Genomic DNA, 16,109 nt, shown 5'->3' with positions numbered 1-16,109 from the left:
CTTGTGTCGTATTTTTTTGGAAAAAATGCCCTTTACATTTTCTGAAAAGAACTTTATATTTTAAATAGTAAAATAATTTTAACCCAGAGTAAAGCCATTTGATGAAAGGTGAGTAAATGATGTACCGTTACAAAAGCTATGGAATCATCCTAACTGTTTTATTTTCCCGCACCATACTCGCGGTTCTATCACAGGGTATTTTTTCTTTGATCACAAATTTATCGAATCATCCATTAACATACTTGGAGAGTGGGAGGTGGTGGACAGTTTACGGGACCTTGATTGATATCGGTTGCTTTGTCCTGCTGATCTGGCTTCTTAAAATCGAAGGAACAAATATTGGGAACCTCATTGGTTTTTCCCGCAGTGAGATAAAGAAGGATGTTAAACTATTTAGTTTAACATTTGTCATCCTTTTACCACTAACCATTGCATGGGGTACTGCCATTGCTTTCATTATATATGGGACAGCATCTGCGCCAATCATTGCAGGACCACTCCCAAGGCTGGGCGATTATGGAACAAGTTGTATATAATGGCTATTGCCTGCCCAAATTAGTGAGCATTTATAAAAATAAAGTCATCCCCATTACAATCGTCATGTTTTCTTGCATAAAATATTAAAGGAGCGTAAAAAATGAAAAAAACTATTGCTCGTTTGGGGTGTATCACTTCAATTCTCTCTGGAATCTTCCTGGTGTGCGCACATTCTTTAAATCTTATGTCTGGAGAAACTGAACGCATTTTCGGAACTTTTCTTGTGTTTGCTGCCCATTTACTACTCGTTTTTGCATTTTTCGGATTGTATTCACTTCAAGGGGAGAGAAATGGTTTGCTGGGTTTTTTGGGTATGATTCTAGGAAACATCGGAAACATCATCGTAACAGCAATTGTTTTTGTGGAAATCGCGCAGGCATCAGGTGAAGAAGTTGACCATGTTTTTACCACAGCAGTTACTAAACCCATTTATACGTTCGGCCCGCTCCTATTTGTCTTGGGGATGATCTTGTTAGGAGTATCGATGATTAGGGGTAAGGTATTTCCAAGATCTTCGGGCTATCTTTTATTAATTGGGACTATCGTGTTTGCAGCGGCAAGTGTGTCAGGCGACAGCCAGAAGATTGTCGAGGTCATTGGCGCTTTTTTCACTGGGGCAGGATTTATCGTGTCTGGATTAAAGTTCAATGAATTGATGAGATCCCCCGAATGGGAGAAGGGAAAAAATGTACCATTGTAGAAACACCTAATCAAGGCTGATAAGGAATCTGTTGTCTTCCAAAAGGAAAAATGAAGTTTTAGTCAAATTCTATTAGTGAAAAAAGGTTAGCTGAACTAAGCGGCTATCGAACCAAATTATTTCGAGCCCCTTATGGCTTTTTATAAAATAAATTAGTTGAGAAGCTAAAGGAGATGAATTATTCCGTTGTTGCCTGGTCAGTGGATTCGCTTGATTGGCATGAATCGCCTCCTGTACAAATTTCCTATAATGTCTTCAGAAATGTACATCCAGGCGCCATTATTTTGATGCATGATGGGGGCAGTACGGGATGAAGGTATTACTAATAAGATAAAAGCTTTGAGACTGATCATACCAGAAATAGATAGTATATAGATAAGAAAAAGACCATCTAGGATGGTCTTTAAATGCGTTTGGTTCCAACGTATCTTGGATGCCAATATGGGTTGTTTGTACTTGTAATCATGACTCCTTTTGATGAAGAGGCCATAATCATTTTACCATTCCCAATATACATCGCAACATGTGTCGGTTTACTTGCTTTGGTTGGAGCAAAGAACATTAAATCACCTGGTTGTATATATGAATAGATACGATATCCGTTTCCATAGAACATTTGAGCGGCTGTTCGGTTTAGCGTTATTCCAGCCCTTGCATAAGAATACTTAATAAGACCTGAACAATCAAAACCGCTGGGTGACATCCCGCCCCATTGATAAGGTACCCCAATATTTGACTTTGCAATCGAAATTGCTTTTGTATGATAATCTGCCGCTTCCGCTTTATCACCCATGTTAGCAAACAAAGAGCCACAAGAAACTATAATAACAAATGCTACGATGAATTTCTTAAGCATGATTGTTACCTCCCCACTGTGATTTGGTAGTTTAAATATACTAGAAAGGTATAACAGGGACTTCTCAGCAAAATGACAATTTCATTACAGAATTATTTTGAGATAATTTTTTGTTTGTCTCCTTTTGTCCAAAAAGAATATCAGCAGCACTCGTTAACTGAGCCTTTGTTAAAAACAACAGACAGTCAGATGCTGATTTGGAAGGAAAAAGGCGCAGAAAGGTAAGAGTCAATTTGAAGGGAACATAATTTTATTTTCATAAAGCTAAGTCATAAAAAGCCATAATTAAAGGTTAAAGTGGAATTATTAATAAGGAGTTGTTTTTTGTTGACTTTATAAACTGTAAATAATAAAATTACATTAATCTTCTTGAGGAGGAAGCATCAAAGTGAATAGTGATTTTACGATAGCCGTCCATAGTTTAGTCTATTTAGCTTATTTACCAGATCATATGGCTAGCAGTGAGTCAATCGCTACCAATGTATGTACAAACGCGGCACGGATTCGCAAGATCATGAGCTGTTTGCGCAACCATGGGTTTGTTAGGACAAAAGAAGGTATTGGCGGTGGCTATATTCTCGACTGTAATTCTCAAGAGGTATCATTGGCAGATATTTATCGTACAGTTTCACGCGGAAGTCTAAAACCAAACTGGTGTACAGGTGATCCGGAGCAAAAATGTGTTATATCGTCAAATACCCAGGTGGTTATGGATCAAATTTTCCATGATGCAGAATTGTATTTTGAAAAATATTTAGAGAATATTACCCTTAGTACTGTTTTAGAAAAAATTAAACATTGTCCATGATTTAGTTTTTTCTTTTGTTTATACTGTATATTATTTTATTACAGTACGATGCGATATTGGTGTTGAACTTTTTGAAAAAACCAAACTGTAACTTTTTTTATAACATTAAAGGGGTGTAGATGACGATGGCCAATAACTATCGATTTGAAAATGGGGATTGGGTACAGGGGAGGTCCAGAGATGGAGAACTGATTCACGGGTATGTTGAAACCGTAGACTCTATTCAAGAAATTGTAAAAGTAAAGGTAATCGAAAGTGACAATGAAGAAGCAATTAGCAAATCGATGTGGATCCTTAATAAACGGGCTGAAAAGCTGCCCGAATTACCAGTTAATAATGAAAGTCAGCTTTTATCATTAATCGATTTGGCTTTACTATCAAAAGATGAGCAGTGGTTTATAGAATTATCTACGCAATTAGCAGCTATTAAAAAAAAATCAAAAGTGAATAACAAGAAATCTGAGTATCTAATCAGTGGAAACAGAATTAGGAATTTTGATGCAAAAAGGTAATTTTCATCTTAATGCTGTAGGAATTTGCTTTGAACGAAACGGTAAACTATAGGATGAACTATCAGAGTGGGCAATGATTTTTGTTGCCTTTTTCATAAATGATCAAGGTGGAGGAGTAAAGACATGATGAATATAAAATATGCACCATTATTTGAATCATTTACCCTAGGAAAGGGGATTCAATTAAAAAATCGCATTGTTATGGCACCGATGACAAATTTCTCATCAAATCCTGACGGGACCGTTTCAGATGCGGAAGTCAAGTATTATCAACGACGTTCTAATGGCGCTGGGATGGTCATTACTGCATGTACTTATGTGACCAGGAATGGTAAAGGATTTCATGGTGAATTTGGTGGAGAACGTGATGAAATGATACCAAGTTTGCGCCGTCTAGCATCAGCGATTAAAGAGAAGGGTGCGAAAGCGATTTTGCAAATCTTCCATGGCGGCCGCCAGGTTCCACCTGAATTAGTAGATGGTGATGTGGTAAGTGCTAGTGCAGTTCCTTCAGAAGGTGAAGGAAAGCCCGTTCCCCGTGCATTAACTGAAACAGAGATTGTCTCTATTATTCGCGATTTTGGAGAAACCACTCGACGCGCAATTGAAGCAGGCTATGATGGAGTTGAAATACATGGTGCCAATGGATACCTGATTCAGCAATTCTTTTCCCCTCATTCTAATCGTCGTGAAGACCGATGGGGTGGAACTCTTGAAAAACGGCTAACTTTTCCGTTGGCGGTTGTTGATGAAGTAAAGAGAGTTGTTGCAAAATATGCGAAGGAGCCTTTCTTGGTTGGATATCGTTTTTCCCCTGAAGAACCTGAAACACCTGGAATTACTATGGCTGATACACTAGCACTAATAGATGCACTAGCAGAAAAAGACCTTGATTATCTTCATGTTTCATTGATGGATTTCAGGTCCACACCTAAACGAGGAGTTGAGGATACACGTTCACGTCTTGAAATCATTCAGGAGCGTGGAGGTGACCGTGTTCCAGTCATCGGTGTCGGTTCGATTTATTCAGCAGATGATGCCTTAAATGCATTGGAAACGGGAGTCCCATTAATCGCATTGGCACGTGAACTGATTATTGATCCTGAGTGGGTGCAAAAAGTGGAACAAGGTAGAGAATCTGAAATTGTCACCAAAATAAACAAGAATCATCAGCACGTGCTTGATGTACCAGATCCCCTGTGGCAGAGAATTATCCATTCACCTGGATGGTTTCCGGGCGTTGAATAGATTGGATTAAACGAACAGTTTGGGTGCCAGACCCCCACTGTGCTAAAGCGTTAGCGCATCGGGGGTCTGGCGCCGATTTTTCCGTAAACAGATCCCCTGATATAAATCCCAATAAATGATTTGATTGATAGTTGCCCGCGATATTTAAATATTTTACCGAGAATAATAAAATTGTAAAATGAGACTAAAAAACTTTCTAGTATGGCTGCAACATTGTTAGTCTAAAAGAACGAAGTGATTTATAATAACAACAACGAATGTACTAGAAAATGGAGGAAAAACGAATGAAATTTCCAAATGATGCTGATGGAGATGCTTTACGTAGTCTATTTAAAGAGGGACTAGATTTTAAAAAACAACAATCAGTGGAGTTTTTTGTTGCCGTGCCTGATAAAGAAACAGGTGAAAAATTATCGCAATTATTAAAAGGAGAAGGCTTTAATTGTTTCGTAGAGCAAGACGATGAAACAGAAGAGTGGGCATGTTGTTGCTCTAAAAGAATGCTATTAAATTATAATGAATTAATAAAAATACAGAATAAATTAAATAACTTAAGTAAACCACACGGTGGTTATTCTGACGGTTGGGGCGTTTTTGTAGATTAAATTGAATGAGTGAATCTAAGGGATTATTAGGGCTAAAGAGAAATAAAGTGCCAGGACCCATTCTATTTTGGTCCAGGCACTTTTGACACTTCACCTTTGAAATAACAAATAAAAAATAGCATTAGTTAAAATAAATAATATTGACAAAATTTTCACAATAAAATACTATAATAGACAAGTCATATAAGTTTACTTGGCTTTAACTGAAGTTAAATTATTCATGCCCACTATACAAATAGAGGCCCCTTTTTAAACAAGAGGTCTCTATTTTTTTGTTTATTAAGGGAAAAAATAATTAGGTGGTTTTGATCATGGATTGGACCAGGATCTATTCTCTGAATTTAAGAAAGTTGAAGAGATACTGGAATATTCGAAATGGAAATGTATACGATTTATTGTATTAGAGGATTGATATCACTTCTACTAAAAAAAGATACGGAGGAATAATAAAATGTCAGAAACAAAACAAAAGGGTATAGAAATCACTGAAGAAGAAATAAATGATGATTTACTAAAGGAACTATCTGAATATCCGCTTCTTGATGCTCTTTTCGGGAGACGTTCCCGACGGTTTTTCCTTGGTGCAGAAGTTCCTGATGGTCCGCTTGCTTATAAATCGAAGCATGAACCAGTCCCCTTAAATAATTTAGAAAAGCTGCTCATTTTATTGGGAGTTAGTGGTGTGACAGGGTGGCATCATTCAGTTACCAGACATGACCGATATAAACCACATCTTTCAAATTATTCAGGTTCCGCATCAGGCAGAACACATCCGTCTGCAGCAGGTTTTCATACTTCGGAAGTGTTTTTTACAGAAGATACTGGAACGTACATTTTCCGAACTCGTGATTTTGCACCGGAAGTTGAACGGTCTGAAAATGGAAAACTATCTACTAAAGAATTGCTATTGTCACATCAAAAGAGAATTGAAAAAATATCTGAACACCGAATTCATATTCCAAATTATGAGCCCTATATGGAAGGTCATAATTCTTGGGTAGCAAATAAGCCGGGTACATTTTTAGCTTTTCCAGTTGGAGATTTAGCACAGCACACATTATTAAATTTATGCTTTTATGTTCAAAATGGGCTTGCAGTCTATGACGATATTAATAATCGGAAGATTCCAGGATTAGTGAAATATAGACACATAGTGGATGTCGATAATCCTGTTCCCTTGAGCTTTTTAGATCAATATTCGCTTGCTGAACTTTCTGCTGAATTAGCGACAGCAACCTATTCAGGAATGCTATTGCAGCAAGCAATTGGACTTGGAGGTTGGATGTTTGATGGAATTGATCGCTTAACTGTTTTAGGGGCAAGTGGGAACCCCAACGTTCCGGGACTTGGCTTCCGATATGATACCGACAGTCGTTGGGCCATTCCTAACCCAACCGGACTTGAAGGTGTATTTACTTCGTTTACACCGCCGCATTTCCCAACTATGCGTGATGCTGTTGAAGCACTAGTGGAACGAAAATTTGGAAAGAATGGTCCCTTTAACCCTGAAACAAAAGGTATTTGGAAAAATTCAGAAAAAGTTCGCGGCAGTGCACAAGTCCACGATGAAGAATTTAAAGAAATTATTGCATTGCAAGCTCAATATATGTATGACACTTTCGGAAAATTTCCGGCAACCACTCCATCAGTCTATTCACTAATGTATTTGCAATCACACCATCTAGATTTGGATTACTATGACAATCTTTTTGATCCGCATTCCTATTTACCTACACATGCTGAACACTTGAAAAAATGGCATGGTATTAAATTGTAATTTTGTTTAAGCTAACTGTTCTAAATTTGAAACAAAGCGGGCAATGTTATTAACAAAGGCTAGTCCAAATAGGGTTACCTATAAAAAAATATTAGAAGATGAAGCTTCTGAATTGAAAAATAGCTATTAGGAGGAAATGAGATAGAATACATGCGGAGATATAAGCTATGCTTATATGCCTATTAAATACTGGTATTTCCCACTAACCGTTTGTCTTATTATAATCAAAATATATAGAATAATTAAAATAGTTGGTAAATTAAGTTTTTGGAAGGGGTGTGAACCTTTGCTTACCAAGTTAAAAGAACGTAAGGTAACCTATACCAATCCTATTTTTAACACAATGACAGAAGAGGAAATCAGTTCTTTTCAGGCAGATTTACTGCGGAAGCAATTAAAGTATGTGTATAGAAATTCGGAATTTTATCGCAAAAAATTTCACGAGGCTGGAGTCTATCCAGAGGATATTCGGACAATAGAAAATTTTCAGCAATTACCGATATTTATGGATAAAGTTGCCGAAAGAATTAGCCAACAAGAATCAATAGATCGATTGGGACATCCTTTCGGATTACATTTATGCTGTTCTCCAGATGATATCTTTTTTACTGGAACAACAAGCGGCACATCAGGTAATCCAACATTTACGTATACCTTTACAAAGGAAGACATCAATTTTTTGAATCGTTATATCCGGAACATGCTAAATTATGGAGGGATTGACGCAGGGGACCGCCTATTATTCAGCCATGCTCTAGGAATTTACGCAACCTCCTCCATATTATTTGGAGTTCGTTCTCACGGTGTTTTACCTATTGACGTCGATGTACGTTCAGGAAGCAAGACCATTTTACAATATGCCATGATGACAAAACCAAAAGGTGCGATGATGACTCCTTCGTTAGCAGAGCATCTAATTGATCGCGCAGCAGATCTTGGGAGGAATGTAAGTGAACTTGGACTTCAGGCCATTTTTACAGTTGGTGAAATTGGCGTCGGGGTACCTGAAATCAAGAAAAGAATAGAAGATTCATATGGGTGCCGAATCTATGATTATTTAGGTGAGTTAGGCTATTCATGTGATTCAGAAGAGTATCATGGCATTCACTGTGTTGCACCAGACCTTAATTTATTCCCCGATGATTTAGTCGATCCAGAAACAAAAGAACCATTAAAGATTTATGATGGGGTAATAGGAGAACGAGTGACAACGGAGCTAAATTTAAAAGGGCTTCCAAGAATCCGTTATGCAACCGGTGATGTCATTCAAGTGTTTACCAGTGAGTGTCCCGGCTGCGGGTTTAAAGGGAGAAGGGTAAAATTCATTGGCCGTTCAGATGATATGCTCATTGTAAAAGGAGCAAATGTTTATCCATCAACAATTAAAAAAGTAGTTTCAAATTTTATTCCAGATATCACAGGAGAATTAAGGATTGTCCTTCATAATCCACCGCCAAGAGTTGCACCGCCGCTTCAAATTAAGCTCGAATACAGCAGCCAATTTGACAAAGGGAATTTAGAGGAACTGGAAAGAAAAATAAAAAATGCACTCCATACGGAAGCAAGACTTACACCGGAGATTATTTGGTGTGAACCAGGGACATTGGAAAAATCGCTCACGAAAACGCCGCTCTTTGAAAAAAATTACTGATTTGTAGAAATTCATGGGATTAAAGGAGGAATTGTCAATTGTTTATCGATTGTTCGAATACATTACCGCAATTACAGTTTGAAGATTCACAAGAAATGAATCCAAAAAACACGGAATACCGATTGTTATTTGGTCCTAGATGGGCACAACTGGCGGGATGGACTAAGGAAGAATTTTTTAAGCAAGTTGAATTGCATTCCATTGAAGTGGTTATGCAGCAAGTATATGCAAAATTAGAGGAAGAATTTGCAATGGACAATTTTCTGAATATGCTCAGGAAAGCGAATATTGCTTATCATGCTATTCACAATATGGATTATGGTAGAGACAGTTCAACACCACCTGTTGATCATGAAGTGGTCGCTGAGATATTAAAACAGTATCCTAATCGTTTTATTGGATTTGCTGGATTTAATCCACATAAAGGAACGGAAAGCTTGAAAACTGTGCGAAAGGCAATAACGGAGCAGGGCTTTAAGGCCGTGGTGATTCCACCATACGAACATGGTGTAAAAGCGGATGATCGTAAATATTACCCATTATATGCCCTTTGTGATGAACTAGGGATACCGATTTGGATTCATAGTTCCATCAATTATTTCCGGGAGACCTCTGTATTCCTTGATCATCCATCCCATTTGGAAGCACCGCTAATGGACTTTAAAAATCTCAAAATTATTGCCGGACACGGTGGTTGGCCATGGATACCTGATATGATTGCCATGCTTTTAAAATATGAAAACCTGTTTGTTGATACCTCAGCCTTCAGACCGCGCTATATTGCTGAGGCCAATACAGGCTGGGATATGTTTATGTATTACGCAAACACATTAATTCAAGATAAAATTGTTTTCGGTTCAGATTGGTTGACATTAGGAATGCCAATAAACGATGTCATTGAGGAAGTAGAAGCATGGCCATTAAAAGCATCTGTTAAAGAGAAATTTTACTGGAAGAACGCGAACAAGTTATTTAAATTAGGTTTGGAAAAGCCCGCTTTAACTACTAATATTCGAGGTGAATCGTGATGGAAAATATTAAAAATAGTGAACAATTCTCAACTCTCGTAAATGGCGATAAAGCGGTAGTGATGTTGTTTTCGGCGAATTGGTGTCCGGATTGCCAGTTTATCGATACTTTTATCGATGAAATTACTGAAAATAATCATGAAGAATTTGATTTTTATAAAGTGGATTCTGATGCGCGGAAGGATATTTGTGCTCTAGCTAATGTCATGGGAATTCCAAGTTTTGTCGCGTATAAGGGCGGGATCACACTTGCTGAATTTATCGGAAACGATCCGAAAACAAAGGAACAAATTGAAGAATTCCTGGAGAATGCTAAAGCAAAATTGCAAGGCTGAAGATATCATAAAATGCCAAATTTACTAGGGGGAAGAAAATGAAAAAAAGATTCAGTATATTGGTAACCCTCACTTTTTTAATCTCTCTAATCTTAGCAGCCTGCAGCAATAATACAGCTTCCGATAAGGATAAACAAGATAGTAATAAGAATAAAAGCAGTGAAAAAACGTTAATCTTTGGCAGAGCTGCCGATAGTTATTCAATGGACCCCCAAAATGCCAATGAGATTGAAACATGGAGGGTGACCAAAAACGTCTATGAAACTCTTGTGGAATATGATAAGGAAACAACTGAAGTGGTTCCGAAATTAGCGAAAGATTGGGAAGTCTCAGAAGATGGGAAGACATGGACATTTAAACTGCAAGAGGGTATTAAATTCCATGACGGCACTGATTTTAATGCAGATGCAGTTGTGTATAATTTCGAAAGAATGATGGATAAAAATCATCCAGCACGATATAAAGCCACTTTCTCCGTATACCGCGGTATGTTTAACGGTTTTAAAGGAGAAGGGAGTGTGATTGAAGAGGTTAAAGCAATTGATCCAAACACAGTTGAATTTAAATTGGCTGAACCACAAGCCAATTTTTTAGCAAATTTGGGCATGCATGCATTCGGGATTATTAGTCCGGAGGCGTTGAAAAAATATGGAGAAAAAATAAATGAACACGCTGTAGGGACAGGACCTTTTAAATTCCAATCGTGGACACCTAATGATTCCGTTACATTGGTAAGAAATGAAGATTACTGGCAGAAAGGCTTACCTAAACTCGACAAATTGATTTATAAAATCATCCCAGATAACTCTGCGAGGTTGACGGCTTTGAAAAATGGAGAAATCGATATTATGGTTAGCTTGAATCCATCAGATTTAAGTTCTGTAAAGGCTGATAAAAACTTACAAGTCATGCTTCGCCCACCATTAAATGTTGGTTATTTATCCATTAATAATCTGAAAGAACCCCTTAATAATGTAAAGGTTCGTCAAGCAATTAATCATGCCATTGATAAAAAGGGCATTGCAGATGCCTTCTTCTATGGACTCGCTGAACCTGTAAAAAATATGCTGCCTTCTTCAAGCTGGGCCTATAACAATGACGTGGAAGATTATGATTACGATTTGGAGAAAGCTAAAAAACTTTTAAGTGAAGCTAGTTATCCAAATGGATTTGATCTTGAGTTTTCTGTCACTTCTAATTCCCGAATATATATGCAGCAGCCTACTAAAATGGTCGAAGCAATGAAAACGAGTCTTGAAAAAATTGGGATTAACGTTAAAGTGGTATCTTATGAATGGGCGGCATATATTGACCAGATTCGAAATGGAGAGCACTCTATCGGATTAATCGGCTGGGTTGGTGATAATGGCGATCCTGATAATTTCCTCTATTCGATGCTTAGCAAAAATAATGCCGTAAAAGGGTCAGCCCAAAATCATACATTCTATCAAAATGATGAAGTGAGTGAGCTTTTATTAAAGGCAAAATCGGTTATGGATCAAAGTGAACGCGCTGAGATTTATAAGAAGGTACAGAAATTGGCTCACGATGATGCTCCATCTGTTCCATTGGTGGAAGTGAAAGAGCCTGTAGTCACTGCCAATTATGTGAAAGGCTATTTCCCACATCCTACTGGTGCAGAAAATATGTATGAAGTGGACATTCAAGAATAATAAAAAGGTAGGGGAGAGGATATTCTTATGACAAAACCATTAGATGGTATTAAAGTTCTTGATCTTAGCTGGGTGTTTTCAGCTCCATTCGCAACGCTCATGCTTCAGGATTTAGGAGCAGAAGTGGTAAAGATAGAAAGACCTGGAGCGGGGGATCGCTCTAGGTCTATCCCTCCCTTTAAGGAAGGTGTAAGCGGATACTTTTATATGCTTAATAGAGGGAAAAAATCAATCTCATTGAATATGAAAAGTGAGGAAGGGAAGCAGCTATTTTTGAATCTAGCACAAGAATTTGACGTTATTGTAGAAAACTTTGTAGCCGGTACCATGGATAAACTCGGCATTGGCTACGAAGAGGTGAAAAAAGTAAATCCAAAAATCATTTTTGCTTCTTTAAACGGTTTTGGAAGTGGTGGTCCTTATTCACATCTTCCATGTATTGATGGAATAGCCCAGGCAATGGGCGGCCTAATGAGCCAGAATGGATTAGAGGGCGGAAAACCGTTAAAGACAGGTCCCGCTGTTGCGGATTCAGTGTCAGGAGTTTACTTAACGGTAGGAATTTTAAGTGCCATAATTGAAAGAAATAAAACGGGTAAGGGTACTCGAATCGAAGTGAGCATGATGGATAGTGTCTTCTCTGTCCTTGAAGAGTCGGTAATCCGAACCAGTATGACCGGCGAATCCTTATCCGCACGGGGAAACAAAGACCCTCTTGGAGCACCATGGGAAGCCTTTAAAACGAATGATGACAAATGGGTGATTGTCTGTGCGTCCGGGAATGACCGTTTTACTAAAGTTTATCAAGGAATTGGAAGAGAAGACATTGTTAGGGAGTTTGAAGGGGACGATATACCATCGCTTGAAAAAAGAGCAGCAAACCTGGATTACTTAAACCAAATTTTTGAAGATTGGGCTAAAACTAGATCAGCTGACCAGGTGCTAAGGTTTTTAAGTGATTTGCATATCCCGGCCGGTGAGGTAAAAAACACGAAAGACTTAATCCAAGACCCCCATTTAAAAGGAAGAAACATGGTCGTCGATGTTCAACATCCAGTTCTTGGAGATGTGAAACTTCCTAACCTGCCAATAAAATTCTTTGATAGAAATATAGGTTTGCAGAACGGGGATACACCGATTGAACCGCAGTTAGGTGAGCATAACAAAGAAGTTCTGCAATCCGTTCTCGGAATTGATGAAAATGAAATCAACAGGTTAAGAGAGCTGGGGGTCATTTTTGATTCGCACAATATGAATGCGATACATTAATATATTTCGAGGTGGGAAAGTATGGACTTTTATGAGTATTCAAAATATGATGCAACCGGCCTTGCATTATTGGTCAAACAAAAGGAAGTGACACCAAAAGAGTTAAAACAAGCAGCATTGAAGGGAATTGAAAAAATCAATCCAACCATTAATGCTGTTGTAAGTATTCTTTCAAAACAGGCCGAGGATGAAATAGACGCGGGTATTCCTGAAGGTCCATTTACAGGTGTACCATTTTTAATCAAGGAGTCAAGCGCTCAAGCAAAAGGAATTCCGGTACACCTGGGAAGCCGTTTTGGTGCAGGAATGACCACCCCACAGGATACAAACCTGATGGCACGATTTCGGCAGGCAGGTCTCGTTATCATCGGAACGTCAACCACTCCGGAATTTGCCTTTAATTTTTCAACGGAATCATTAGTATATGGTCCGACACGAAATCCATGGAACCCCAGTTTAAGTGCGGGGGGTTCCAGTGGCGGAGCATCTGCTGCGGTAGCAGCTGGTATTGTCCCAGTTGCACATGCAAATGATGGCGCTGGGTCAATCCGCCAGCCGGCAGCTGTGAATGGGCTTGTGGGTTTAAAACCGACACGCGGCCGCATTCCAAATGGACCGCATCGAAGTGAAATATTATGCGGGTTAGGGAATGAATTTGCGGTTACCCGAACTGTAAGGGATGCCGCGGCACTCCTTGATTCCATTGGTGGAGTTGATATAGGGGCAAGAAATTGGATTGAAAAACCGAACCGCTCCTACGTTAACGAGTTACAAATTAAGCCTAAAAGAATGCGAATTGCCTGGACGGATAAACCATGGAACAACGCTCCGGTCGATCAAGAGTGTAAACAAGCTCTTTATAAAACCATTGAACTATGTAAAGATATGGGTCACGAACTTATTGAGGCTTCACCAGTGATAAACGCTGAGAAGCAGCTCCTTGCAACCCTTCGCATTTGGTCAGCGAATCTTAGCCATAGTGTCAATAAGATAAAAGAAGGGTTGAATCGGAATCCTTCTGCGAAGAACCTTGAAGCCTCAAATTGGGCTATCTATCAGTATGGACAGAAATTAACCGCTTCAGATTTATTGGAAGCTTTTGAGATTAATAATACTGTTTCTAGGATAGTCGGCGAATTTTTTACCAGGTACGATGTGTTATTGACCCCAGCTATTGCACAATTGCCTTGGCCGATAGGAATACTTGACGCTAATGATCCGAGTCTGAATGCAGAGGAATGGACGGAAAGAATGATGGCATACTCACCGTTTACCAACCTGTTTAACACTACTGGTCAGCCGGCTATCAGTCTGCCACTCGGATGGAGCAGTGAAGGACTTCCCATTGGGTTACAATTTGCAGCACGCTTTGGCGATGAGTCTACACTTTTCCAATTAGCTTCCCAACTGGAGGAAGCACAGCCATGGCAAGATAAAAGACCGAATCTTAATGTTCTGCTGCAAAATAAATAGTGGGGGAATTCGTATATGAAACAAACAGTCAAGTGGCTGAAGATTTTCACAATCGTAACGATTCTTTTAATAGCTGGATGCAGTAATAGGACTACAAATACTACAGATTCTAAGAAAAAAGGGGATACCAGTGGAGGAACTTTAATTTATGGCCGGGCTACTGATACAGTCACATTGGATCCGCATAATTTAATAGACGCTGAGTCTTCAAGAATTTCAAAAAATATATTTGAAACATTGATAGATTATGAAAAAGAAGGGACTGAGGTTGTTCCTAAGTTGGCAAAAGAATGGTCCATCAGCGATGACGGCAAGGTTTGGACTTTTAAGCTGCAGGATAATGTCAAATTTCATGATGGAACAGATTTTAATGCAGACGCAGTTGTTTACAATTTTAACAGGATGATGGATGAGAGCCACCCACAACATCAAGGTGATTTTTCCATTTTTAACCGGACCTTTAAAGGGGTTATCCAAGAGGTGAAAGCGATAGATCCTCAAACGGTTCAATTTACTTTAACAGCAGCTAGTGCGACGTTTTTGCCCAATATGGGCATCACCACGTTTGGCATTATCAGTCCGACAGCCTTAAAAGAATATGGAGAAAATATTAAGGATCATCCGGTTGGGACTGGACCTTTCAAATATGAAGAGTGGAAACAAAATGATGCCGTTACTCTAGCGAAAAACGAAAATTATTGGGTTAAGGGTTTACCTAAACTTGATAAAGTAATGTTTAAAGTAATACCAGACAATTCAACCAGATTGACAGCCCTTAAGAATGGGGAAATCGATTTAATGGATGGGTTAAATCAGACCGATCTGCCATCCGTTGATAAGGATCCCAACCTACAGCTCTTTAAACGTCCTGCGGGAAGCCTTGGTTATTTGACTTTTAACCTAGCAAAACCTCCCTATGATAATGTCAAGGTTCGCCAAGCGATTAACCATGCAATCAACAAGCAGGGAATTATTGATACCTTCTATGGCTCAGTGGCTAAACCTGCAAAAAATATGCTTCCTCCTTTTATATGGGGATACAATGAAGATGTAAAGGGGTATGACTATAATCCAGAAAAAGCAAAGCAGCTGCTTGGAGAAGCGGGATTCCCAGATGGATTTGATACGGAATTTTGGATTATGTCAACAGAAAGGTCCTATTTTCCACAACCTACAAAGGTAGCAGAAGCATTAAAATCAGATTTAGCAAAAGTAGGAATTAATGTAAAAATCGTATCCTTTGAATGGGCTACTTATCTTTCAAAACTTACGAAAGCAGAGTTTCCTTTTGCTGGGATTGGCCGTATTAGTGAAAATGGTGATCCCGATAACTTTTTATTTACAATGTTAAGTTCTGAATCTGTCCAAAATCGTTCGATGTATAAAAATGAAAAAGTGGATGAGCTTTTGCGAAAAGCTCAAACAACAATTGATAAAGTTGAACGGACAAAATTATATAAGGAAGTTCAAGTACTGGTTCATGAAGATGCGCCTACGATTCCATTAGCCTATGTGGAAACACCGATGGCTGGAGGAAAATATGTGAAAGGCTATATTCCTCATGCAATCGGATACGAAAGCCTTGCTGATGTCTATTTAGAGAAGTAAGAAATGGTGTATCAAGAGTGATGGGAGGG

The 16,109-nt window shown here is 38.7% G+C and carries 16 protein-coding genes; 15 read left to right on the top strand and 1 reads right to left on the bottom strand.

Annotation, left to right across the window (positions count from 1 at the left end):
• Positions 1 to 116: 116 nt before the first annotated feature.
• The 3 genes from ACIQXV_RS11715 to ACIQXV_RS11705 all read left to right on the top strand — a co-directional run bounded on the left by ACIQXV_RS11715 (position 117) and on the right by ACIQXV_RS11705 (position 1,551).
• On the top strand, positions 117 to 536 hold the full coding sequence (locus tag ACIQXV_RS11715) for a hypothetical protein (protein WP_402958935.1): 420 nt from the start codon (positions 117 to 119) through the stop codon (positions 534 to 536).
• Between the two features lie 101 nt (positions 537 to 637).
• On the top strand, positions 638 to 1,237 hold the full coding sequence (locus ACIQXV_RS11710) for a DUF4386 family protein (protein WP_402958933.1): 600 nt from the start codon (positions 638 to 640) through the stop codon (positions 1,235 to 1,237).
• Positions 1,238 to 1,410: 173 nt separating this feature from the next.
• On the top strand, positions 1,411 to 1,551 hold the full coding sequence (locus ACIQXV_RS11705) for a polysaccharide deacetylase family protein (RefSeq protein ID WP_402958932.1): 141 nt from the start codon (positions 1,411 to 1,413) through the stop codon (positions 1,549 to 1,551).
• An 89-nt stretch (positions 1,552 to 1,640) separates the two neighbouring features.
• Here the strand turns inward: ACIQXV_RS11705 and ACIQXV_RS11700 are convergent, their stop codons facing one another.
• A complete protein-coding gene (locus tag ACIQXV_RS11700) occupies positions 1,641 to 2,093 on the bottom strand; it encodes a C40 family peptidase (RefSeq protein ID WP_402958931.1) in 453 nt (150 codons plus the stop codon).
• 388 nt (positions 2,094 to 2,481) lie between these two features.
• Between ACIQXV_RS11700 and ACIQXV_RS11695 the strand changes: the two genes are divergently transcribed.
• The 12 genes from ACIQXV_RS11695 to ACIQXV_RS11640 all read left to right on the top strand — a co-directional run bounded on the left by ACIQXV_RS11695 (position 2,482) and on the right by ACIQXV_RS11640 (position 16,080).
• Complete coding sequence (locus ACIQXV_RS11695; RefSeq protein ID WP_402958930.1) at positions 2,482 to 2,901, top strand: RrF2 family transcriptional regulator; 420 nt, start codon at positions 2,482 to 2,484, stop codon at positions 2,899 to 2,901.
• 125 nt (positions 2,902 to 3,026) lie between these two features.
• A complete protein-coding gene (locus tag ACIQXV_RS11690) occupies positions 3,027 to 3,413 on the top strand; it encodes an IDEAL domain-containing protein (RefSeq protein WP_402958928.1) in 387 nt (128 codons plus the stop codon).
• A 123-nt stretch (positions 3,414 to 3,536) separates the two neighbouring features.
• Positions 3,537 to 4,661: an NADH-dependent flavin oxidoreductase gene (locus tag ACIQXV_RS11685; RefSeq protein WP_402958925.1), complete on the top strand. Its 1,125-nt coding sequence runs from the start codon at positions 3,537 to 3,539 to the stop codon at positions 4,659 to 4,661.
• A gap of 284 nt (positions 4,662 to 4,945) precedes the next feature.
• Complete coding sequence (locus tag ACIQXV_RS11680; protein ID WP_402958923.1) at positions 4,946 to 5,266, top strand: ribonuclease E inhibitor RraB; 321 nt, start codon at positions 4,946 to 4,948, stop codon at positions 5,264 to 5,266.
• Positions 5,267 to 5,717: 451 nt separating this feature from the next.
• Complete coding sequence (locus tag ACIQXV_RS11675; RefSeq protein WP_402958920.1) at positions 5,718 to 7,043, top strand: hypothetical protein; 1,326 nt, start codon at positions 5,718 to 5,720, stop codon at positions 7,041 to 7,043.
• A 286-nt stretch (positions 7,044 to 7,329) separates the two neighbouring features.
• Positions 7,330 to 8,694, top strand: coding sequence for a phenylacetate--CoA ligase family protein (locus ACIQXV_RS11670; RefSeq protein ID WP_402958918.1), 1,365 nt, complete (start codon positions 7,330 to 7,332; stop codon positions 8,692 to 8,694).
• A gap of 38 nt (positions 8,695 to 8,732) precedes the next feature.
• On the top strand, positions 8,733 to 9,722 hold the full coding sequence (locus ACIQXV_RS11665) for an amidohydrolase family protein (protein ID WP_402958916.1): 990 nt from the start codon (positions 8,733 to 8,735) through the stop codon (positions 9,720 to 9,722).
• Positions 9,722 to 10,057, top strand: coding sequence for a thioredoxin family protein (locus tag ACIQXV_RS11660; protein WP_402958914.1), 336 nt, complete (start codon positions 9,722 to 9,724; stop codon positions 10,055 to 10,057). The genes ACIQXV_RS11665 and ACIQXV_RS11660 overlap by 1 nt, the downstream gene beginning before the upstream one ends.
• A gap of 38 nt (positions 10,058 to 10,095) precedes the next feature.
• Positions 10,096 to 11,730, top strand: coding sequence for an ABC transporter substrate-binding protein (locus tag ACIQXV_RS11655; RefSeq protein ID WP_402958912.1), 1,635 nt, complete (start codon positions 10,096 to 10,098; stop codon positions 11,728 to 11,730).
• 27 nt (positions 11,731 to 11,757) lie between these two features.
• Entirely contained in the window at positions 11,758 to 12,999 is a 1,242-nt protein-coding gene (locus ACIQXV_RS11650; protein ID WP_402958910.1) for a CaiB/BaiF CoA transferase family protein, read from the top strand.
• Positions 13,000 to 13,020: 21 nt separating this feature from the next.
• Complete coding sequence (locus ACIQXV_RS11645; protein ID WP_402958908.1) at positions 13,021 to 14,472, top strand: amidase; 1,452 nt, start codon at positions 13,021 to 13,023, stop codon at positions 14,470 to 14,472.
• Between the two features lie 15 nt (positions 14,473 to 14,487).
• The gene (locus ACIQXV_RS11640; RefSeq protein WP_402958906.1) at positions 14,488 to 16,080 is read left to right on the top strand and encodes an ABC transporter substrate-binding protein; all 1,593 of its coding nucleotides are present in this window, start codon (positions 14,488 to 14,490) and stop codon (positions 16,078 to 16,080) included.
• Positions 16,081 to 16,109 lie beyond the last annotated feature (29 nt).

The organism is Neobacillus sp. NPDC097160, from assembly GCF_044762155.1.
GTDB lineage: Bacteria > Bacillota > Bacilli > Bacillales > Cytobacillaceae > Neobacillus.
This window is presented reverse-complemented; position numbering and strand designations above follow the sequence as displayed.

What these genes read in the sequence shown, in the direction of transcription:
- ACIQXV_RS11715 (WP_402958935.1), top strand. Translation starts at nt 117, where the DNA reads ATGATGTACCGTTACAAAAGCTATGGAATCATCCTAACTGTTTTATTT.
- ACIQXV_RS11710 (WP_402958933.1), top strand. Translation starts at nt 638, where the DNA reads ATGAAAAAAACTATTGCTCGTTTGGGGTGTATCACTTCAATTCTCTCT.
- ACIQXV_RS11705 (WP_402958932.1), top strand. Translation starts at nt 1,411, where the DNA reads ATGAATTATTCCGTTGTTGCCTGGTCAGTGGATTCGCTTGATTGGCAT.
- ACIQXV_RS11700 (WP_402958931.1), bottom strand. Translation starts at nt 2,093, where the DNA reads ATGCTTAAGAAATTCATCGTAGCATTTGTTATTATAGTTTCTTGTGGC.
- ACIQXV_RS11690 (WP_402958928.1), top strand. Translation starts at nt 3,027, where the DNA reads ATGGCCAATAACTATCGATTTGAAAATGGGGATTGGGTACAGGGGAGG.
- ACIQXV_RS11685 (WP_402958925.1), top strand. Translation starts at nt 3,537, where the DNA reads ATGATGAATATAAAATATGCACCATTATTTGAATCATTTACCCTAGGA.
- ACIQXV_RS11680 (WP_402958923.1), top strand. Translation starts at nt 4,946, where the DNA reads ATGAAATTTCCAAATGATGCTGATGGAGATGCTTTACGTAGTCTATTT.
- ACIQXV_RS11675 (WP_402958920.1), top strand. Translation starts at nt 5,718, where the DNA reads ATGTCAGAAACAAAACAAAAGGGTATAGAAATCACTGAAGAAGAAATA.
- ACIQXV_RS11660 (WP_402958914.1), top strand. Translation starts at nt 9,722, where the DNA reads ATGGAAAATATTAAAAATAGTGAACAATTCTCAACTCTCGTAAATGGC.
- ACIQXV_RS11655 (WP_402958912.1), top strand. Translation starts at nt 10,096, where the DNA reads ATGAAAAAAAGATTCAGTATATTGGTAACCCTCACTTTTTTAATCTCT.
- ACIQXV_RS11650 (WP_402958910.1), top strand. Translation starts at nt 11,758, where the DNA reads ATGACAAAACCATTAGATGGTATTAAAGTTCTTGATCTTAGCTGGGTG.
- ACIQXV_RS11645 (WP_402958908.1), top strand. Translation starts at nt 13,021, where the DNA reads ATGGACTTTTATGAGTATTCAAAATATGATGCAACCGGCCTTGCATTA.
- ACIQXV_RS11640 (WP_402958906.1), top strand. Translation starts at nt 14,488, where the DNA reads ATGAAACAAACAGTCAAGTGGCTGAAGATTTTCACAATCGTAACGATT.